Here is a 21,411-nt window from a genome sequence, read left to right on the forward strand (position 1 = left end):
AGCCAAAAGAAAACAGAAATGAGGAATTAATAATGAAAAAAAGAGTTGGTCTAACCTTTCTACTTGCACTAGTGACCTTCTTTGTTGCAAGTCTACCGGTTTTTGCCGATGAAAAAACACCTGCTGATAGCTTTCGTGTAGGGATGGAAGCTGGCTATGCGCCGTTTAACTGGACACAAACTACTGATGCCCATGATGCAGTCGCTATCGAAGGACAAAAAAATGCCTATGCTGGTGGTTATGATGTCGAAATCGCTAAGAAAATTGCGAAAGGCTTAAATAAAAAATTAGTCATTGTCCCTACCGCTTGGGATGGGTTGATTCCAGCCTTACAATCAGGGAAATTAGATGCCATTATCGCTGGGATGAGCCCCACTGCCGAAAGAGCCAAACAAATTGATTTTACTAAGCCTTACTATGAATCACACCTAGTTATTGTTACTAAGAAAAATGGAAAATATGCCAATGCAAAATCCATTGAAGATTTTAAAGGTGCCAAACTTACTGCCCAATTAAATACTTTCCATTATTCAGTAATTGATCAAATTCCTGAGGTCAAAAAACAACAAGCCTCTAAAGACTTCTCAGCGATGCGTGTGGCTTTAGCTTCTGGAATCATTGATGGTTACGTCAGTGAACGCCCTGAAGGAGTGACTGCTTCTAATGTGAATAAAGATTTCAAAATGGTTGAATTTGCCGATGATAAGGGCTTTAAAACCAACCCTGAAGATGTCCAAGTAGCTGTTGGGATGCGTAAAAATGATGAAGATGTACAAAAAGTCAATCAAATTCTAGCCGGAATTTCAAGTGAAGAACGCACCAAATTAATGGATGCCGCCATTGAAAATCAACCTTCTTCTAGTGAGGATAGCGAAGAGACTGGTTTAGTTGCTACCTTTAAGCAAATCCTTAGCCAATATGGGCCATTATTCCTAAAAGGTGCTGGTATTACTTTATTTATCGCTATTTTCTCTACTTTTGTCGGTACGATTATCGGTTTATTGATTGGCGTTTTCCGCACTTTACCAACTGCTGAAAATCCTTTAGCACGTTTCTTCCAAAAAATTGGTAATGCGATTATTACTATTTACGTAGAAGTCTTTCGTGGTACGCCAATGATGGTTCAAGCGATGGTTATCTTCTACGGACTCGCTTTAGCCTTTCAAATTGATTTAAATCGGATTATCGCTGGTTTACTCATCGTTTCAATTAACACGGGCGCTTATATGACTGAAATCGTTCGTGGAGGAATCTTTGCCGTCGATAAGGGACAATTTGAGGCTGCTCAAGCAATCGGGATGAACCATCGCCAAACCATGTTAAAAGTCGTTTTACCTCAAGTATTACGGAATATCTTACCAGCGATTGGTAATGAAACAGTCATCAATATTAAAGATACCGCTGTATTAAGTGTGATCAGTGTACCAGATTTATTCTTTGCTGGTTCAACAAGTGCCGGAACAAACTATATGTTCTTCCAAACCTTCACGATTGTTGCCGCAATTTATCTAGTCATGACTTTAACGTCAACAACACTTTTACGTTTATTAGAAAAGAAAATTGACGGCCCTAGCGCTTATGTGCCAGTTGACCAAGCAGACTCTCAAGAAAAATAGGAGGATATAATCATGTCTAGCATCATCCAAATCAATCATTTGAAAAAAAGCTTTGGCAATAATGAAGTATTAAAAGATGTCAGCTTAACTGTAAAAAAAGGAGAAATCGTTACAATTATCGGTTCTTCTGGTTCAGGTAAATCGACTTTATTAAGATGTATCAACTTATTAGAAAAACCCACTGCCGGTGAAATTATTTATAATGGTGAGAATGTCTTAACTCCAGGTTACAATTTGCCTAAATATCGAACCCATTTAGGAATGGTTTTCCAATCCTTTAATTTATTTAACAATATGGATGTTTTAGAAAACTGTATCACAGGGCAGGTTACTGTGTTAAAACGCAATCGTGAAGAAGCCAAAAAAATTGCAATTGAAAACTTAGAAAAAGTCGGTATGTCACGATTTCTAAATGCCAAGCCAGCCCAATTATCTGGGGGACAAAAACAACGGGTAGCCATCGCCAGAGCAGTCTCAATGAATCCAGATGTCATGCTTTTTGATGAACCGACTTCTGCCTTAGACCCTGAAATGGTCGGCGAAGTATTAAAAACCATGAAAGATTTAACCAAAACTGGCTTAACCATGATTATCGTTACGCATGAAATGGGCTTTGCCAAAGAAGTTTCCGATCGAGTGATCTTCATGGATAAAGGCGTTATCGCTGAAGAGGGTACTCCAGAACAAATCTTTAATATGCCAAAAGGCGAGCGAACAAAAGCTTTCTTACATCGCGTATTAAATGATTAATGCATCACCACGTATATGAGGCATTTACTCCTTACCTTAAAAAATGCTTTTATATAACCTAAAAAGTTACCATGGTCAACCACCCATTTTCCATGGTAACTTTTTTTTACTTTCCATTTAATAAATAACGTATTTTAAATCAACATTCAAACAAAAAAATTCACCATTAAATGAGAAAACAACTTGTTTCACTTGATTAATAACCACAAAAATGACTAAACCATTAAATTCAAATGAGAAATACTCACTTAGAAAATAAATTTAATTGCCATTTTTCATGAATTTTGGTACAGTTTAGACAATTCATAATGAAAAGAGGTTTGAAATGGAAAAGAAATTAACAGGTAAAGACTACCTATATATCGGTTCGATGTTATTCGGTCTATTTTTTGGAGCCGGTAATTTAATTTTCCCTGTTCATATGGGACAAGAAGCCGGAGCAAATGTATGGCCAGCCATTATTGGTTTTTTAATTACAGGTATTGGATTACCTTTTTTAGGAATTATTGCTATTGGGATTTCCGGTGAAAATGGACTTTTTGATTTGGCCTCACGGGTCAATAGAGGCTATGGCTATTTCTTTACGGTCTTATTATACTTAGTGATTGGACCTTTCTTTGCCTTACCACGTTTGGCAGCCACTTCTTTTGAAATTGGCTTAACTCCATTTATTCCAGACAGCCAAACAACCTTAGCACTCGCTATTTTTAGTATTGCTTTCTTCTTTTTAGCTTGGTGGTTTTCACGTAATCCGAGCAAATTATTAGATTATGTCGGTAAATTTTTAAATCCTTTATTCTTACTACTACTAGCTATTTTGATTATTATGGCCTTTGTTAAACCTATGGCAGGCATTCAAGAAATTGCTGTTCAAAAGGCTTATCAAGGCAATGCCTTTTTTGTTGGTTTTCAAAATGGCTACAATACTTTGGATGTTTTGGCCTCACTAGCCTTTGGAATCATCGTCGTCAACACCTTAAAAACGCGTGGTGTGACGAAAAAAAGTACCATCACTACCGATATGTTTAAATCAGGTGCGGTCAGTATTCTATTAATGGGCATTATCTATTCTTTCTTATCTTTAATGGGAACGATGAGTGTTGGTCAATTTGCGATTAGTGCAAACGGTGGAATTGCCCTAGCTCAAATTGCACATTATTATTTAGGCACGGCTGGTAGCATTATTTTGGCCTTAATCGTAATCGTTGCCTGTCTAAAAACGTCGATTGGCTTAATCACTGCCTTTTCAGAAACTTTCGCTGAACTGTTTCCACAATTAAGCTATCGCAAGCTAATTGCTGTAGTCGCTATCTTACCATGTATTTTTGCTAACGTCGGCTTAACAAGTATCATTGCTTATTCTATTCCCGTTTTAATGTTTTTATATCCATTAGCGATGATTTTAGTCTTTTTAGGTGTTTGTGGGCCATTATTTAAAAATCATTCCATCGTCTATCAAGTGGTAACGATTTTCACCTTTATTCCCGCTTTAATTGATGGGATTAATAATAGTCCATTAAAAGAAACTGATTTTGCTAAAGGCATCATCAGCTTCGGGAAAAACTATCTGCCTTTCTTTAACTTAGGCATGGGCTGGGTAGTACCGGCTTTGATCGGCTTTATCCTAGGCTTAATCCTATTTGCCATTAAAAGAAATAAAAAGCAAGTAGCTTAGATGCGCTTTAGTCCAATCTGTCTAGTCGATGGATTGGACTTTTTTTATTAAGTAGGAAATCGAATGAACAAACGAATCGCTTAACATTTACTTAAACTAGTCTTAGAAAATTTCTTACATACTGGTCATATATTCTTCACATTTATGCTTTATATTATAAGTATCCCAATAAACAACCCTATATAAACACTTTTTCATTTTTAACTCCTTAATAAGTAAGTGTTTAGGATACAATGATCTTCTACACTTACTAACAAAAAACAAGCGTATGAGTCTGCTAGCTCCCCCCCATTCCAAGGTTAGCGACTTGTACGTTTGTTTTTTGTTTTGGTTTTGAGACGACTAAATTTAACGCATCTTTAACTTTTTTTTGCAAAAAGTCAATGATTCATTCAAATATTCTTCACATTTATGCTCTATATTATAAGTATCCCAATAAACAACCCTATATAACACTTTTTCATTTTTACTCCTTTCTAACTTAAAAGCCCGTGTAGATCTCATTGGTCTACACGGGCTTTTATATTAGACAACCTTTACTATATTTTAAATTCCCTATTATTAAGTAGCAAAGCAATGATCATAAGGAAAGTAAACAATCTTCTTAGGGCTAACTGGCAACAAGCCATAAAAATTTGAAAAGCTTAAAAACTACGCGAAAAATTCATATACAACACTAAAACAATTAAAAAAGATAGCCAAATCCCTTGAGCGCCAAGGATTCAGCTATCCTTTTGCATTTTACAAGTGATAAACTCAGGAGTATACCCTCTTCACTAAAAAAATTCATTGTAGTTAAATTTTAAAAATTAGGATTGAACATTCGGCTTATTTTATTGTTTATTTTTATCTTGTATTTTTGGACAGCCTTTTTTATTAGGCTAATAATAAAGAAGAAGCCAGCGCTTTATTTTTCGTATCTACAACTAAGCCGATACCAAAAGAATGCCAATTATTGATCATATTTTGATGATGGTTGGGACTATTCTTCCAGCCATCAAACATATCTTGGGCAGTTTGTTGGATACTCCGATTGTAATAAGAGCCCCATGCATATTCGATATTCTCACCAACCGTATTAAAATGTACCCGATCATTTCCTAAAGCCGTCCAAAACTGTGTACCGTCTGGTCGTAAATGTTCAAAGAATTTGTGTAAATCATACGAGCGTACCTGTGCAGCATCAAATAAATACACATCAACCGTTAACGGCGATAAATTTAAGCTGACACGATAGCGATTTAATATCTCGCCAAAAGCTTGAGCAAATGCCTTTTGACTATTAATCGTACTGGTCACTAAAGAAGTAGGTGCGCTAGCTGGAATGATTTGATACTGTTCTTGTCTTGTTAGATTCACTCCATACCAAGCAATGCCTTCATCACGCCAGCCAAGCTGCACTAAACTATTTTTTTCAGCTAAACTCGTCGTGTAATGATGCGTTCCTACCTTTACATTAGGATTATATAAACGATATAATGGGATCTTCTTTTGTTCATCCGAACGCCAACCAACCCCTTCATAGCGCCAACCGATTTTCACTAGCTGATTCTTTTCGTTTAAACTCGTTGTATAATGATGATCACCCGAATTGGGATTATATAGACGATAAACATTGGCTCCAGTTGTCGTCGGCGCAATCCAACCTAAGCGCTCATCAGACCAACCAACCTTTACCAAGCTATCTCGTTCATAAGTCGAAGCAGTATAAAAATGCTCACTTGAATTGGGATTATATAAACGATACATCGGCTGAGCAGCTGCTGTGTCTGCTTTCACTTGCTCATTAGGAAGGAAATAAACCAAAAGGCCACATACAATAAACAACAAAAATATTTTTAACTCTTTCATTTCTAATCCTCCCATCGATTTTCTCACTTTTATTATAGCAATATTTCTAACTGAATTCACGAAACTTTCCACAATATAACTTAAAAAATAAATAACAAAAAAAGCAACCGTAATTCTCATCGCATTTTCACGTTCAAAAATTACAATTGCTGATTTGCTACTGTTCATTTAGTTGCTTGATTTTCGTTAACCACGGTGCTAGTCCTTGATGCAACAATTGATAGGTCTCTTCAAAATCACCAGTATACCAAGGATCAGGAACATCCTTTCCTTTAAGCTGATCAACGACATCTAAGTAAAGATAGATTTTATCTTGAAATTGTTTAGGCGCACGTGCCTTTAAATCCCGTACATTTTGACGGTCCATCCCGATGATTAAATCATATTCTTGAAAATCACTTGCTTGAATGGGGGTTGAAAACATCTGTGTGGTATCGATTTTTTCACGCTCTAAAATTGCTTTCGTCCCAGGATGAACGGGATTGCCATGTTCCCAGGTACTTGTTGCCGCTGAAGCAACATGAACATTTACAAGTTGATTTTGTGCTAAATACTGACGCATCAAGCCTTCTGCCATTGGCGATCGACAAATATTTCCTAAGCAAACAAATAATACTTTAACCATAAAACTCTCCTATTCTTTTTCACGATAACGATTATAAGAAAAAAATTCAATATCCGTGGCTAGGCGGTATAGCTGAACAGCCATTTCAAAGGCACTTTGAGGAAAACCTTCACGTACCCACGTTTCTAGCATACCTGTACAGCCATAGGAAAAAAACAAACTATAAAACTGCATATCCTCTGACGAAAGCTCGCGGTTGCGATCCATCTGCTCAAACAAACGAACAAAGGCCGGCTGCACCGTTTGAATAAAACCTTTTGAAAATAGTTGATGATCCGTTCGCAAAACATTTTGATAAAAAAGGCCATCTTTTTGAATCACCTTCAGCATTTTTAACGCTTGTTCTTCCCAATTATCTAAAGACAAGGATTCTATGCGCAGATGCACTAAGGCCTCATTGAGATAAATCCAATTAAACAGCTCTTCACTATTTTTAAAATGATAATAGAAGGTTTGCCGATTAATCCCTGCCATTTCTGTTAAAGTTTGTATTTTAATTTGGGCAAAGGGCTTTTTTTGACAAGCACGTTTTAAAGCCTGCGCTAATTTCGTCTTGGTATTTTCTGCCTCACTCACCAGCTTCACCTCAGCTTATAGTTCTTTTTTTATTTTGGGATAACCGAAATGCTCATAAGCAAAATGGGTAGCCATTCGCCCTCTAGCTGTCCGTTTCATCAACCCACACTGAATTAAATAAGGCTCATACATATCTTCGACCGTTTCAGGCTCCTCGCCGATATTGACAGCTAATGTGTTTAGACCAACTGGGCCACCATGATAAACCTCTATTAGGGTTCTCAATAATTTTTGGTCGATATAATCAAGGCCCGCCTGATCGACTTGTAAAAGCGTTAGCGCTTGATCAGCAATCGGCTGATCAATTTTACCTTCTGCTTGCACCTGTGCAAAATCACGCACCCGTTTTAACAGACGATTGGCAATCCGAGGGGTACCCCTTGAACGTCTAGCAATCTCTAAGGCACCTTCTGTCGTAATATCCGCTTGAAAAATATCGGCTGAGCGAATCACAATCTCCTTTAATTCTTCCGTTTGATAATATTCCATATGTGAAATAATACCAAAACGATCACGCAATGGAGCAGACAGCATCCCTGCGCGTGTGGTTGCACCAATTAAAGTGAATGGTGGCAAAGGAAAATGCACGGGATGCGCCGTCGTGCCTTGACCGACCATAATATCGATATAAAAATCCTCCATTGCCGAATACAGCAATTCTTCAGCAACTCGCGGTAAGCGATGAATTTCATCAATAAACAAGACATCGCCAGGCGCTAATTCATTTAAGACAGCCACTAGATCACCCGGTTTTTCAATCGTTGGTCCACTCGTAGTCTTAATATTCACCTGCATCTCATTGGCTATGACCATCGCCATTGTGGTCTTTCCTAAGCCAGGTGGACCGTATAACAGACAATGATCTAGTGCTTCTTGGCGTTGCTTAGCTGCTTCTATATAAATTTTTAGCTGTGACTTCACTTTTTCTTGCCCAATATATTGCGCTAAATATTGGGGACGTAAAGACTTTTCTAAAAAATGTTCTTCAGCCAGTTGTTCCGGCGAAATCATTCGTTCTTCCATCGTTTCTCCTTATTTTTTCATCAGTAATTTTAAAGCTTGGCGTAAGTAATCATCGGTAGTGGTAGTCGGCAGCTCACGTAAAGCTTTGTCCACCTTTTGAATTTCCTTATTCGCATAGCCCAATGCCTGTAAAGCAGCTAAGGCATCGACTAGCGCTTGATTTTCATCAATCGTAGTCCCTTCAACAACCTCAGTAGTAAATAAGGTAATCTCTGGATTCAACGCATCTAACTTGCCTTTCAAATCTAAAATCATTTGTTGCGCAGTCTTTTTGCCCACTCCAGGGAATTTCGTTAGATAGGTCACATCACTTGCCTCGACTGCTTGAATCAAGCCTTGATGATCTTCCCCAGCCATAATCGCTAAAGCACTCTTGGGCCCAATTCCCGAAACCTTAATCAATTGTAAAAATAGATTTTTTTCAGTTAATTGCTGAAAGCCAAACAACTGATGACTATCTTCTCGAATCACCTGCTGCACATAGATCTTGACCAATTGCTCATCCACATGATAACGATAAGGATTCATGGTAACAATTTGATAACCAATCCCATTTACTTCTAATACTACATAGGCCGGATAAATCGCGGTAATTTTTCCAATTAAATACTCGTACATAAAAAATCCTTTCAAGCTGTCTTAATCATTGATACTTCTTTGCCTCACTGCAAAGCATATCAAAAAATCGGACATATGTTCCCCTTCATTCTAGCATAACTACTCAGCGAAAAAAAGTATTGGCCCTTTTTATCAATAAGTAAGCCTACACGCAGTCAGATAAATCGTGTTATAATAGAAACACATAAAAAAAATTGAAGGATGTGACACAATGCTTGAACTAAAAACAGTAACAACTTCGCAGGACTTGGCCCTCTTAATGCCACTTGTTCAAGAAATTTGGACAGAAGTATTCACCCCCATTATTGGTGAAAAGCAAGTCACCTATATGCTAAATAACTATCAATCACAAGCCAATATTCAACAAGAGCAAGCAAATGGTGCCAAATACTTACTCATTTATTATCAAAATAAACCCATCGGCTATACTGCTTATGAGGATACTCCAGAATACATTTATTTAAGTAAGCTGTATCTACACCAATCTACCCGAGGTCAAGGTTTATCTAGTCAAGTTTTTGACTGGTATGAACAATTAGCTAAGGGCCGCAAGCTCCATTTAAATGTCAATCAAGGGAATAATCAAGCGATTGCTGTCTATGAACATCGTGGCTTTAAACGTGTCGATGAACGCTATGTTGATATTGGTGAAGGCTATGTAATGAATGACTTTATCTATGAAAAACAATGCTAGAAGGGCTGATTAACATAAAAAAATTAAGCGTAGTGCTAGTGCTAGGCTTGACTGCTGGTCTATTCCTTAGTGGCTGCAGTCCAAAAACAACGACCTCAAGCTCAAGCTCGCAAACCACACAAACTAGCAAAAAGAAAACAAAAAGCGATACATCAACTAAGACTAATAGCCAAGCAAGTACCAGTACGCAACTACCCAAGTAACAACCAGTCAAACGCAAGCTAGCACGCAGCAAGCAACGACTCAACCAAATCATGCAGAACAATTAGCCCAATTAAAGCAACAATATCTGAATCAAGCCAATCAGTTGGCGTAACAACTAGATACCACTCATCAACAACGATATAGTAGTGATAGCATGATGGACTTACTACAAGCAGCTGATGCAGAGTATCAACAATGGGACCAATTATTAAATCAAATTTATACTAGTCTCATGCAGCTACTCCCCACAGATAAAGCGCAACAATTAAAGCAAGAGGAAATCAACTGGATTAACGAAAAAGAAAACAAGGCAAACGCTATTTACAATCAACAAAATAATGGCTCCCTTAATCGATTAGAAGCGATGAACAGTCGAATTAGCAGTACAAAAGAGCGATGCTATGCCTTGATTCAGCAATATATGTAAAACAAAAGTGCAGCAAACGATAGAAAGATTCTCTATCGTCTACTGCACTTTTTAATCATGATGCCAGCTGCAGGGCTCGAACCTGTGACCTACGCGTTACGAGTGCGTTGCTCTACCAACTGAGCTAAGCTGGCTTAAGACAATTGCTATTATATAGAAAAATAATCAATTTGTAAAGGCATTTAACTAAACAAACGTTATTTAAGAGACTAAAAAAGACTCCAAAGAATCATTTAATCCCTTGAAGTCCCTTATTTGAATTACTTCGTTCCGAATAAACGATCGCCGGCATCTCCTAAACCTGGAACAATATAGCCGTTTTCGTTTAATTTTTCATCTAGTGAAGCTGTGTAAATATCAATATCTGGGTGTGCTTCTTGTAATGCCTTAACACCTTCTGGGGCAGCTACCAAGCATACAAAGCGAATGTTTGAAGCCCCACGTTTTTTCAATGAATCAATTGCCATAATTGCTGAACCACCTGTCGCTAACATTGGATCAACTACAAACAATTGACGGCTATCAATATCTTCAGGTAGCTTCATAAAATATTCATGTGGTTCTAGAGTTTCTTCGTCACGATATAAGCCCACATGTCCCACTTTCGCTGCTGGAATTAATTCTAAAATACCATCCACCATTCCGATACCGGCACGTAAGATTGGCACAATCGCTACTTTCTTACCAGATAGTGTTTTTTGTGTAGTTTTGCAAATCGGTGTTTCAATTACCGTTTCCTCTAATGGCATATCACGAGATACTTCATAAGCCATCAACATAGCAATTTCGTTAACGACTTCGCGGAAGACTTTTGTTCCACAATTTTTATCACGGATCATGGTTAATTTGTGTTGAATTAACGGATGATCAATTACTTTAAACTTACCCATTTTCTCCACCTCATCTGGTCAAATTTTTTCTATTTTATTGTAATGCAAAGTAATGCTCGTTGCAACTAAGTTTAGTAAAAGAATTTTACTTGATGAAATTCGCTTGCACTCGAAGCATTTTCTATCTGTTAAATATCTCATCTCATATAAAAAGGCAGGGATTAACCTACCTTTTGATATTATTCAGCATATAACGGATATTTTTCAGTTAGTTTTTTCACTTCTTGACGAACAGCTTCCAAGACAGCTTCATCATCTTTATTCGATAATACTTGAATAATTAATTCTGCCACTTTAGCTGCGTCTTCTTCTTTAAAGCCACGGCTAGTAATTGCTGGGGTACCGATGCGAATACCACTTGTTTTGAACGGACTTAACGTTTCAAACGGAATGGAATTTTTATTTACAGTAATATTGACACTATCTAATAATTTTTCAGCTTCCTTACCGTTTAATTCAAAACCAGTGACATCAACCAATAGCAAATGGTTATCCGTATCCCCTGAAACCAAACGAGCTTTAGGCTCACGATTAAAGATTTCCACCATCGCCTTAGCATTGTTTAATACTTGCATGGCATAGGTTTTAAAGCTTGGATCTAAAGCTTCTTTAAAGGCCACTGCTTTACCGGCAATCACGTGTTCTAATGGACCACCTTGGATTCCTGGGAAGATAGCCGAATTAATCTTTTTCGCTAATTCTTCATCATTTGTCAAAATCATACCGCCACGTGGGCCACGTAAAGTTTTGTGTGTAGTCGTGGTTGTAATGTCAGCAAATGGCACTGGATTTGGATGTAAGCCAGCCGCTACTAACCCAGCAATATGTGCCATATCTACCATCAATTTAGCGCCTACTTCATCGGCGATTTCTCTAAATTTACCAAAATCAAGCGTTCTAGAATAAGCCGAAGCACCTGCTACGATTAATTTAGGTTGATGTTTACGCGCTAAAATACGAATCACTTCATAATCGATCACTTCTGTGGTTGGATCTACGCCATAAGCTACAAAATTGTAAGTTTTCCCACTAAAGTTAACTGGAGAACCATGAGTTAAATGGCCCCCTGCCGATAAGTCCATCCCTAAAACAGTATCTCCTGGTTCGATTAAAGCTAGATAAGCTGCCGTATTGGCTTGTGAACCAGAATGTGGTTGAACATTGACAAATTTAGCGCCAAATAATTCTTTGGCACGTTCAATCGCTAAACTCTCTACGACATCCACGAACTCACAGCCACCATAATAACGTTTTGCAGGGTAACCTTCAGCATATTTATTTGTTAAAATACTTCCTTGGGCAGCCATTACCGCTTTTGAGACGATGTTTTCAGAAGCGATTAACTCTAAATTGTTTTGTTGTCTCGTTGCTTCTTGATCAATTGCTTCCCATAATTCTTTATCAAATGCTTTAAAATCCAAGAATGAACACCCCTTATTTTTCAGTTGTTTGTATTTTAGCATATTTCCGAATGAAAATCATTAGATTTAGTTTATTGTATGGAAAAAACTAAAATCAGCCACACTATATCAATATAAATGACTTTCGAAAATATTTCCACAGCATACAATAACTATAACGTTAAATATATAATTTTTTCACATTTTGGTATATATATTATTTTATAAACGCCGATATCTATAGATGGATCTTTTTATTCTATCCTATTCAAATCTATTATTCTTGGAGTGAATTTAATGAAGAATTTAACAAAAAAACTTTGTATTTTTATATTTACCATTTTTATTCCTTTTATTTTTTCAACGAATGTTCACGCACAAAGTACTGACAGACCAACTATTACTATTCAATACTATGGAGAAGGAAACATTCAGGTAAGAGAACATAAACAATTTTCTTTTGATCGAGGTCAATATTATGATTTAACCGAATTTGCTTATCCAACAGCCCTTAGTATTTTTGAAAATATAGAAACACCTATTGAATCAATTAGCAAAGGAGTATTTGATGAAGATAACAATAAACAAATAGAATCTCTACATGGTGGCCCTAATGACATTGAAAAACTATTTAAAGGAGTTATCTATACTAATCAGATAATCAATGTATATTACGTGGTCCCAAGTACAAATCCCTCTTATACTCTTCCTGATAACACTGAGGATACACCAAATTCATCTGTAATGAGAACTTTTCTGTTTCGATTATATAATAAATATACAGGAGAACATTTTTATACATTAGATTCTTCTGAAAAAGATCATCTGATTTCAGTAGGATGGAATGATGAAAATATTGGTTGGTATCCACCTATCGAAGGAAATAGCGTGTACAGATTATATAACCCTTATTCTGGAGAGCATTTCTACACAATAAGTAAAGATGAATATTCTCACTTAGGAAAAATAGGATGGAAACAAGAAGGTGTTGCATTTTATTCACTAAATAAAGAACATCAAGATGCACAACCAATATATAGATTATATAATCCTTATGCCAAAAATGTTGGCTCACATCATTTCACAACATCATCTTCTGAACGCGATTACTTAATAACACAAGGGTGGAAAGATGAAGGTATCGCATTTTACGGATGTAATTAGCTATATTACGTCATAATAAATATACTTGAAAAAATAGGATGGAATTTATAGATTTAAGATCCAAATCTGACGTAGTATTATTAATTTATTCAAATTTAGATACTACACTAAAATGAAATAGCTCTAATTGAAACGAATATATATCAACCAAATTTTATTAGCGATTGATATATATTCGTTCTCTCATATTAACTTTCAACAACACAGGTTTTATTAAATTCCCTAATATTTTTTTAATAATTTTTGCTGAACCAAAAAGGCTTTGGCCACAGTTGCTGGTGATTTTTTCAACACATCTACTTGATAATTCATCTGCTGCATTTCTTCTTCGGTAATCTTGCCAGCTAGTTGATTCAAAATGGCTTTTAATTCCGGATATTTTTTCAGCGTCGCTTCACGAATCAATGGTGCTCCTTGATAAGGTGGAAATAGCTGACGATCATCTTTTAATACCACTAAATCATAGCGTTTGATACCACTGTCAGTTGAATAAACATCGGCAATCTGGATACTTCCTTGATTTAAGGCTTGATAACGTAAAGCTGGTTCCATCGTTTTGACTTGTAAGGATAACTGATATTTTTCCTTAAGACCAAGATTTCCATCTTTGCGCTGATTAAATTCCAAAGTAAAACCTGCCACTGCTTGATTGGCGACTTTTTGCAAGTCACTAATCTTTTGCAAATGATACTTTTCAGCATAAGCTTTAGGTACTGCCAAGGCATAGGTATTTTGATAAGCCATTGGTTCTAAATAAATCAAATGATCTTGTTGGTAAATCCCTTTTTTCGCTTGATTAAAAACAACTTTGGGATCCGTTGAGGCTGAGGGCACTTGTTTTAATAAAGTACTAGTAATCGTACCGGTAAATTCCGGATAAAGATCAATCGAGCCTTTTTTCAACGCTTGATATAAAAAACTTGTTTTCCCTAAATTTTCTTTTAATTCAACATGAATATCTGATTGCTCTTCAATTAAGAGTTTATACATATGGATTAAAATATTGGGTTCTGCTCCTAATTTTCCCGCAATCACAATCGTTGGCTCTTTCTTAGCGTTACTTGTAAAAGGGACAAAAGTCAGGCCGGTAATGACAATGATACTTGTAAAAACGATTAGAATTTGCTTTAGTTTTAAACGTTGTAACCACTGAAGTAAAAAACTAAATAAAATTGCTAAACCAGCCGAAGCTATCGCCCCAATAAAGATAAGTTGATTATCTTGTCGATCAATCCCTAATAAAATATACGTTCCTAAACCACCGGCTCCTATTAAAGCCGCAAGTGTAGCTGTTCCAATAATCATGATTGCCGAAGTACGCACGCCTGATAAAATCATCGGTAAAGCTAGGGGTAATGATAGTTTTTTTAGTCGTTCCCAGCGATTCATCCCAAAAGCTTGTGCCGCTTCTTCTAAGGCGGGATCAACACTAGCTAAACCAACTAAAGTATTTTGTAAAATGGGAAATAAACCGTAAATAATTAAGGCAACTAATGCCGGAGTGAAGCCGATTCCCATAAACGGAATAAATAAGCCAAGTAAAGCTAAAGAAGGAATGGTCTGCATAATTCCGGTAATTTGTAAAATTACATTCACGATTTTTTTGAAAGGTTGTAAAAGTAAAGCTAAGCCTATTGCTAAAATGCTTGCGATAAGCAAAGCACTCAGCGAAAGTTGAAGATGCTGAAAAATTGCCTGAAAAATATTAGGCATGTGCCTCACTTCCTTTCAAAAATTGTGAAATAAACTCAGTTTGAGGATTACTTTGAATCACTTGTGGACTAGCAAATTGCACAATGCGACCTTGTTGCAAGACAGCGATTCGATCTGCTAACTTTAAGGCTTCATCCATATCATGAGTTACAAACAAAATCGTTAAATTGAGTTCTTTTTGTAATTGTTTAAGCAACTCTTGTAATTGTTGACGGCTCAAAGGATCTAATGCACTAAAAGGCTCATCCATTAATAAGATTTTTGGTTGGGTGATTAACGCCCGAACAATGCCAATTCGTTGCTGTTGCCCGCCAGATAATTCTTTAGGGTAGCGATGGAGAACTTCCTTAGGATTAAGACCCACTTTTTTAAGCCATTCATCAGCTAGTTGTGGCCAATTTTCTTTAGGGATTTTTTTTAATTCAGGAATAAGCATGATATTTTCATAAACTGTCATATGCGGAAATAAAGCAATTTGTTGAATCACATAACCCATTTGTAAACGCAACGTGCGGATAGCTTGCATTGTTATATCTTGACCATCTAGTAAAATCAAGCCTTGATCTGGTGTGATTAACCGATTGACCATTTTTAGTAAGGTTGTTTTGCCACTGCCACTAGGTCCTACCAAACAAATGAATTCACCTGTATTTATTTTTAACGATATATCTTGAAGGATCATTCTTGATTCATATAATTTATTCACCTGCTGAAATTCAATCATTATTATGCTCCTTTATCTACTTTAATTTGCTAATTATCGATATAGCTTACAGTATACGAGTTAATCCTATGTAAATAAAATATTTACACTTTCACTCGCTTTATTTTATTTATTCATTGACTATTTTTTATTGATGAATCGACTTATTTTCTAATGCAGCTTGTAAATTATCTTTTATTCGTTCAAGATAATGCTCAAATTCTTGAATTTCATGGTCATTAAATCCTTGATAAAAAATATTCGCCAATATCTGACTAACTTCTTCACCAAGATTGCATTGATTAACACCTAGTTGAGTAAGTGTATATTGTTTTTTTCGTGAATCAATTACATCTTGATGACTACTGATTAAGCCTTGTGCTTCCAGGCGTTTCAACATCGCACTTAAAGTTGTTTTGGACAAACCGGTTACTTTAGTTAATTCGACCGCTGATAAAGGTTGAACATCCCTTAAACACGATAAAATTTTTCCTTGTTCGGCATTGTATATGATATCTTTTCGCTCAGATAATAAGCGATTGAATAATCTACCATTGTACAGCTTAATCAAATGGTTTAAATGACCCCCATACTTTGATTTCAATTCTCTTCCACCTCGCAAAATTGTTTTATATAAAACCATTTTAGTACTATATAAAACTTTTTTTCAACTATTATGCTGCATACAAAAAAACGTAATTAAATGAACGCTTTTTATAGCTATTCATTCAATTACGTCAGGAAAAATGATATAAAATGATAAATCAATCCATTTACGCTTAATATATTTTTTGGGCAGCGGCTTTTTTTAGACGATTCATATAGGCCATTCCTAACCCTTTATTTTCAAAAGTGACTACTAAAATTAAATCTAACTTAGGACTTTGTTCATCTAATTGACGTAAGCCTGAAAACAAGCCCTTAGCTGCGGATTGAACTTTTTCATCCTCATAAGCAAAACAAGTTTGCACTTGATCTTTGATTAAAGCGATTTGACTTGGGGTCGCCATCACGCCAAGACGGTAATTTTCTTTACCAAAGTGTCTTACTGCATGAAGTAAATCTTTAGGAGCAACCATCATCACTGGGGTATCCGGTGAATAGTGCTTATATTTCATTCCCGGAGCTTTCGGCGTTTCGCTTTCTTTTACTAGATGTTGATCAATTAACACTTCTAGCCCTAAAGTTGCTTCTAACATTTCTTTGGTAATTGCACCAGGACGTAAAATCATTGGCGGTAAATTAGGATTACTTAAATCTAAGACGGTGGATTCCACACCTATTTGGCTTTGGCCACCTTCTACAATGCCTTTAATTTTCCCTTTTAAATCATGATAGACATGCGCACTACTTGTCGGACTAGGCTTGCCTGAAGTATTGGCACTTGGACCGACTAAAGGTAGTTGGGCTTGCCGTAATAACTCTAAAGTAACGGGATGATTAGGCATCCGAAAAGCCGCCGTTGATAAGCCGCCTGTAACGACTTTAGGCAAACTTTCTGGTTTAATTTCAAAAATTAAAGTGAGTGGCCCTGGCCAAAATTGCTCAACAATTTTTTCAGCTAGTGGATGTTTGGTTTGAATAAAAGGCTTCACCTGATCAAAATCATAAACATGGACGATTAGTGGATTATCACTTGGTCGTCCTTTAACTGCAAATACTTTCTTGACTGCACTTTCATCTAATGCATTTGCCCCTAAGCCATAAACAGTTTCAGTCGGAAAAGACACCACTTCTCCTTGTTTTAAAGCTTCAACTGCTTGCTCTAATTGTTGGTCAAATATTATTGTTTCCACAGGTTATCCACATCCTTTAATTCATTTTATTTTGATTTATACACATTTTTTTGTTTTTTTCCACAATTTGTGGATAAGTTTTCCACTTTTTCCCCATTATTGCACGATAATCATGCGATCTTGTCCAGATAAGTCTTGATAAATGCCTACTTGTTTGGTAGGAAAAGCTTCTTGGAAGATTTTTTGTACTGCTTGACCTTGTTGAAACCCAATCTCTAAAAAGATTTTTCCATTAGTAGTTAATTTTTCTTTAGCTTGCTCAGCGATTTTTTCATAAATAGCCAAGCCTTGTTTTTCAGCAAATAAAGCCATTTTGGGTTCAAATTCACGGACACTTTGATCCATGAATTGCCATTCATCGACACTAATATAAGGTGGATTAGAGACAATCACCTCAAACTGTTCCCCCACTTCACTTAGACAATCACTATGATAAAACTGAATCGTGGTTTGGAGCTTTTCAGCATTCTCCTTGGCAACAGCTAAGGCTTTTAAAGATAGATCAACCGCACTGATTTGCCAATTAGGTCGTTCTTTTTTTAACGTCAGGGCAATTGCTCCGGTTCCTGTCCCAATATCAACTAGCTTTATTGCTCGGTCATTGGGGATAAGCTGTAAACATTTTTCGACCAGTTCCTCGGTTTCTGGGCGAGGAATTAAGGTATCTTCCGTCACTTTGAACTGATAACCATAAAATTCGGCAAATCCCAATAAATATTGTGGAGGATAATGCGTTGCTAATTTGGCAAGATCAGCTTGAATTTGCTCATAAGCTTGGTTTGAAATCGGCTCATTCATATGTAAGAGCCATTGCGTCTTATTCCAGCCCATCCGTGCTAAAAAGACGTATTCAATCGCTTTACCTTCTACCTGTTTTTCTTCTAAAAAAGAAGAAGCCCACTGTAGGACTTCTCGATAAGTTTTAGCCATTTTGTAACTCTTCTAGTTTTGAAGTTTGATCATAAACGATTAAAGCATCGATCACTTCATCTAATTTTCCAGATAAAATTTGGTCTAATTTTTGGATGGTTAAACCAATTCGATGGTCTGTTACACGATTTTGTGGGAAGTTATACGTACGAATCCGTTCTGAACGATCTCCAGTACCAACTGCTGATTTACGGTTGGCATCATATTCGCTACGAGCTTCTTGTTGAATTTGATCGTACACTCTTGCGCGTAAGACCTTCATCGCTTTTTCGCGGTTTTTCAACTGTGAACGCTCATCTTGCATAGCAACCACAATTCCAGTCGGTAAGTGCGTCAAACGAACGGCAGAAGCAGTCTTGTTGACGTGCTGACCACCAGCACCTGAGGCATGGTAGATATCGGTACGAATATCTTTTTCATCAATTTCTACTTCGACTTCTTCAGCTTCTGGCATAACGACCACTGTCGCTGTTGAGGTATGAATCCGACCTTGTGATTCAGTTGATGGGACACGTTGCACACGATGCGCACCAGATTCATATTTTAATTTAGAAAAGACATTATCTCCAGTAATCATCATGATGACTTCTTTGTAGCCACCAATTCCAGTAATGTTAGCGTCCATTACTTCAACCTTCCAGCCTTGTGATTCGGCATAGCGTTGATACATATTGAATAAATCACCGGCAAACAAGGCAGCTTCATCCCCACCAGCAGCTCCACGAATTTCCATGATAATGTTTTTATCATCATTTGGATCTTTTGGTAATAATAAAATTTTAATTTGGCCTTCTAGGACTTCTTTTTCCTTTTTCAAGTCAGATAACTCTTCTTTAGCCAACTCCGTCATTTCAGGATCTAGATTTTCAGCGAGCATTTCTTCAGCATCTTTAATTCCTTGAACGACTTCTTTATAGCGGCGGTAGGTTTCAACGGTTTCTCTTGTATTGGCTTCTTCCTTTGATAAGGCCATGAAGCGCTTCGTATCGGCAATTACTTCAGGGTCACTTAGTAGTTCTCCTAATTCTTCGTAACGGTCTTCAATTGCTTGTAACTGATCGTACATTGCTTACTTCCTTTCTTTGATATTTGATGAATCAATTTAGCCTTATTTCATTTCAGGATGAAAATAGTGATGGCGACAAACTGGATAATAGGCTTCATTACCACCAATTTGGACTTGATCACCCTCATAGACTGGTTTGCCATCAACATAATGGAGATTCATCGTCGCTTTTTTATGACAGAACCAACAAATGGTCTTCATTTCTTCAATCTTATCGGCATAAATCAATAAATACTGCGAGCCTTCAAATAACTCATTGCGGAAATCATTTTTTAAGCCAAACGCCATTACTGGAATACCTAATTCATCCACAATTTTGGTAAAAGCTAGGACGTGGTGTTTCTTTAAAAATTGGGCTTCATCCACCAACACACAGTAAGGCTTGAAATCTAAATTGCGAACAATCTCAAAAACATCGGTTTCTTCAAAAATCGGAATTGCACTTCTTTCTAAACCAATGCGACTGGCAACATTACCTATACCAGAACGGGTATCTAATCCACTAGTCATCAAAACAACCGGCTTATCTTGTTCTTCATAATTGTGGGCAACTTTTAAAATCTCAATTGATTTACCACTATTCATTGCTCCATATTTAAAAAATAGTTGGGCCATTCTTTCACTCCTCAAATTATTCCCTTGCTATTATACTTGAAATTTTAGGATTTTTATAGTCATATTTTCTGAAAACCAATGTTCTCTTTATTTTCTAATAAAGCATCCACAAAAAATAGTTGTCACAAATCCTTAGCTATTGCTCAGAAAAAAAGAAATGAATGAGCCAAACAAAGCTTGTTCATCCATTCCTTCATTGATTTTAGTGGACCCCACCCATTTTATCTAGTGGGAAATATCGTAAAACAACCTCTCCTTTGATTTGGTCCTCAGAAACAAAGCCAAAAATACGACTATCCTTGGAAACCAAACGATTATCCCCTAAAACAAAATACTTGCCTTTAGGGACGGTTGTTTCAAAATTATTCGTGAATGTTGTGGCTGTCTCAGCACGTTGACTAAAGTACTTATCATAAGCGTATTCTTTCGTCAATTGGTTATCCGCTAATTTTTGCTTAAAGCTAGCTAAATACTCTTCACTGTATTTTTTACCATTGATATATAATTGATCATCCTGATATTTCACTGTATCACCAGGCAAGCCAATCAGGCGCTTGACCGCCGTAGTACTTGGATCGTCCGGCTCGGCAACCGTAATAATATCAAAACGTTCAGGATTAAAGACTTTGGTAATAATTAAGCGCTGACCGTCTGCTAAGGTTGGATCCATCGAGTGCCCATTAACAATAACTGGTTCAAAAACAAATAAACGAATCACAGCGACAAGCAATAAGGCAACGATTACTGTCCCCCACTCGCGTAAAAAGTCTTTCAAATCTGCTCACATCTTCCTTATTTATTTACCTTAACTGTATCAAAAAAAGCAACATTCGACAATCTTAATTACTTCTTTTTAAAAATTCATTAACTCTTCGTAAACGGATAAAAAACTGTTTTCTAAAATACTCAAAATATGCTAGTCACCTTACTTATCTCTTGGGCACAAAAAATCCTAGTTGGCTCACACCAACTAGGCGAAAAGAATCTTTTCAAAGACTATTGCACATATTTACCGTATACAGTACAATATACGCATAAGGTTAGTAAAGTTTAAGGCGGTTAGCAATCTCTTATT

General features: G+C 36.6%; 21 protein-coding genes and 1 tRNA gene. 6 read left to right on the plus strand and 16 right to left on the minus strand.

The window, feature by feature from the left end; all coding sequences use genetic code 11:
• The first annotated feature begins 32 nt into the window (after nucleotides 1-32).
• The 3 genes from RK02_RS11425 to brnQ all read left to right on the plus strand — a co-directional run bounded on the left by RK02_RS11425 (nucleotide 33) and on the right by brnQ (nucleotide 4,041).
• Nucleotides 33-1,616 (plus strand): ABC transporter permease subunit, encoded by a 1,584-nt coding sequence (locus RK02_RS11425; RefSeq protein ID WP_016184389.1) that lies wholly within the window; start codon nucleotides 33-35, stop codon nucleotides 1,614-1,616.
• A 12-nt stretch (nucleotides 1,617-1,628) separates the two neighbouring features.
• Nucleotides 1,629-2,366, plus strand: a complete 738-nt coding sequence (locus RK02_RS11430; RefSeq protein ID WP_016184390.1) for an amino acid ABC transporter ATP-binding protein — start codon at nucleotides 1,629-1,631, stop codon at nucleotides 2,364-2,366.
• Nucleotides 2,367-2,691: 325 nt separating this feature from the next.
• Nucleotides 2,692-4,041: a branched-chain amino acid transport system II carrier protein gene (gene brnQ / locus RK02_RS11435; RefSeq protein WP_016184391.1), complete on the plus strand. Its 1,350-nt coding sequence runs from the start codon at nucleotides 2,692-2,694 to the stop codon at nucleotides 4,039-4,041.
• A gap of 876 nt (nucleotides 4,042-4,917) precedes the next feature.
• Here brnQ and RK02_RS11440 read toward each other — a convergent pair.
• Genes RK02_RS11440 through ruvA form a run of 5 tightly spaced genes read right to left on the minus strand, consistent with a single transcriptional unit; the run spans nucleotide 4,918 to nucleotide 8,734 of the window.
• Complete coding sequence (locus tag RK02_RS11440) at nucleotides 4,918-6,060, minus strand: CAP domain-containing protein (protein WP_016184392.1); 1,143 nt, start codon at nucleotides 6,058-6,060, stop codon at nucleotides 4,918-4,920.
• Nucleotides 6,050-6,517, minus strand: a complete 468-nt coding sequence (locus tag RK02_RS11445; RefSeq protein ID WP_016184393.1) for a low molecular weight protein-tyrosine-phosphatase — start codon at nucleotides 6,515-6,517, stop codon at nucleotides 6,050-6,052. The genes RK02_RS11440 and RK02_RS11445 overlap by 11 nt, the downstream gene beginning before the upstream one ends.
• A 9-nt stretch (nucleotides 6,518-6,526) precedes the next feature.
• The gene (locus RK02_RS11450; protein WP_016184394.1) at nucleotides 6,527-7,093 is read right to left on the minus strand and encodes a TetR/AcrR family transcriptional regulator; all 567 of its coding nucleotides are present in this window, start codon (nucleotides 7,091-7,093) and stop codon (nucleotides 6,527-6,529) included.
• Between the two features lie 15 nt (nucleotides 7,094-7,108).
• The gene (gene ruvB / locus RK02_RS11455; protein WP_016184395.1) at nucleotides 7,109-8,116 is read right to left on the minus strand and encodes a Holliday junction branch migration DNA helicase RuvB; all 1,008 of its coding nucleotides are present in this window, start codon (nucleotides 8,114-8,116) and stop codon (nucleotides 7,109-7,111) included.
• A gap of 9 nt (nucleotides 8,117-8,125) precedes the next feature.
• A complete protein-coding gene (ruvA, locus tag RK02_RS11460; protein ID WP_016184396.1) occupies nucleotides 8,126-8,734 on the minus strand; it encodes a Holliday junction branch migration protein RuvA in 609 nt (202 codons plus the stop codon).
• A 211-nt stretch (nucleotides 8,735-8,945) separates the two neighbouring features.
• Between ruvA and RK02_RS11465 the strand changes: the two genes are divergently transcribed.
• Together RK02_RS11465 and RK02_RS11475 are read left to right on the plus strand one after the other, a co-directional pair.
• Nucleotides 8,946-9,428, plus strand: a complete 483-nt coding sequence (locus tag RK02_RS11465; RefSeq protein ID WP_016184397.1) for a GNAT family N-acetyltransferase — start codon at nucleotides 8,946-8,948, stop codon at nucleotides 9,426-9,428.
• 358 nt (nucleotides 9,429-9,786) lie between these two features.
• Nucleotides 9,787-10,059, plus strand: coding sequence for a lysozyme inhibitor LprI family protein (locus tag RK02_RS11475; RefSeq protein ID WP_245555722.1), 273 nt, complete (start codon nucleotides 9,787-9,789; stop codon nucleotides 10,057-10,059).
• A 61-nt stretch (nucleotides 10,060-10,120) separates the two neighbouring features.
• Here the strand turns inward: RK02_RS11475 and RK02_RS11480 are convergent.
• The 3 genes from RK02_RS11480 to glyA form a co-directional block, all read right to left on the minus strand.
• Nucleotides 10,121-10,193: transfer RNA gene (locus RK02_RS11480), tRNA-Thr, on the minus strand.
• 126 nt (nucleotides 10,194-10,319) lie between these two features.
• Nucleotides 10,320-10,949, minus strand: coding sequence for a uracil phosphoribosyltransferase (gene upp, locus RK02_RS11485; RefSeq protein ID WP_016184399.1), 630 nt, complete (start codon nucleotides 10,947-10,949; stop codon nucleotides 10,320-10,322).
• Between the two features lie 179 nt (nucleotides 10,950-11,128).
• Complete coding sequence (glyA, locus tag RK02_RS11490; protein WP_016184400.1) at nucleotides 11,129-12,370, minus strand: serine hydroxymethyltransferase; 1,242 nt, start codon at nucleotides 12,368-12,370, stop codon at nucleotides 11,129-11,131.
• Between the two features lie 276 nt (nucleotides 12,371-12,646).
• Here glyA and RK02_RS11495 point away from each other — a divergent pair, with 276 nt between their 5' ends.
• Nucleotides 12,647-13,513: a hypothetical protein gene (locus RK02_RS11495; protein WP_016184401.1), complete on the plus strand. Its 867-nt coding sequence runs from the start codon at nucleotides 12,647-12,649 to the stop codon at nucleotides 13,511-13,513.
• Nucleotides 13,514-13,735: 222 nt separating this feature from the next.
• Here RK02_RS11495 and RK02_RS11500 read toward each other — a convergent pair whose 3' ends face one another.
• From RK02_RS11500 to lepB, 8 genes are all read right to left on the minus strand, one after another.
• Complete coding sequence (locus tag RK02_RS11500; protein ID WP_016184402.1) at nucleotides 13,736-15,226, minus strand: ABC transporter permease/substrate-binding protein; 1,491 nt, start codon at nucleotides 15,224-15,226, stop codon at nucleotides 13,736-13,738.
• Nucleotides 15,219-15,950, minus strand: coding sequence for an ATP-binding cassette domain-containing protein (locus tag RK02_RS11505; RefSeq protein ID WP_016184403.1), 732 nt, complete (start codon nucleotides 15,948-15,950; stop codon nucleotides 15,219-15,221). The genes RK02_RS11500 and RK02_RS11505 overlap by 8 nt, the downstream gene beginning before the upstream one ends.
• A gap of 127 nt (nucleotides 15,951-16,077) precedes the next feature.
• On the minus strand, nucleotides 16,078-16,533 hold the full coding sequence (locus RK02_RS11510) for a MarR family winged helix-turn-helix transcriptional regulator (protein ID WP_016184404.1): 456 nt from the start codon (nucleotides 16,531-16,533) through the stop codon (nucleotides 16,078-16,080).
• 175 nt (nucleotides 16,534-16,708) lie between these two features.
• Nucleotides 16,709-17,725 carry an L-threonylcarbamoyladenylate synthase gene (locus tag RK02_RS11515; RefSeq protein WP_016184405.1) on the minus strand — a complete coding sequence of 339 codons (1,017 nt, stop codon included), beginning with the start codon at nucleotides 17,723-17,725 and terminating at the stop codon, nucleotides 16,709-16,711.
• Between the two features lie 96 nt (nucleotides 17,726-17,821).
• Nucleotides 17,822-18,655, minus strand: a complete 834-nt coding sequence (prmC, locus tag RK02_RS11520; RefSeq protein WP_016184406.1) for a peptide chain release factor N(5)-glutamine methyltransferase — start codon at nucleotides 18,653-18,655, stop codon at nucleotides 17,822-17,824.
• Complete coding sequence (prfA, locus tag RK02_RS11525; protein ID WP_016184407.1) at nucleotides 18,648-19,721, minus strand: peptide chain release factor 1; 1,074 nt, start codon at nucleotides 19,719-19,721, stop codon at nucleotides 18,648-18,650. Before prfA ends, prmC begins: the two co-directional genes overlap by 8 nt.
• Before the next feature lie 42 nt (nucleotides 19,722-19,763).
• Nucleotides 19,764-20,336 (minus strand): thymidine kinase, encoded by a 573-nt coding sequence (locus RK02_RS11530; protein WP_016184408.1) that lies wholly within the window; start codon nucleotides 20,334-20,336, stop codon nucleotides 19,764-19,766.
• 202 nt (nucleotides 20,337-20,538) lie between these two features.
• On the minus strand, nucleotides 20,539-21,111 hold the full coding sequence (lepB, locus tag RK02_RS11535) for a signal peptidase I (protein ID WP_016184409.1): 573 nt from the start codon (nucleotides 21,109-21,111) through the stop codon (nucleotides 20,539-20,541).
• Between the last annotated feature and the right edge of the window lie 300 nt (nucleotides 21,112-21,411).

The organism is Enterococcus columbae DSM 7374 = ATCC 51263, from assembly GCF_000406925.1.
Taxonomy (GTDB): Bacteria; Bacillota; Bacilli; order Lactobacillales; family Enterococcaceae; genus Enterococcus_E; species Enterococcus_E columbae.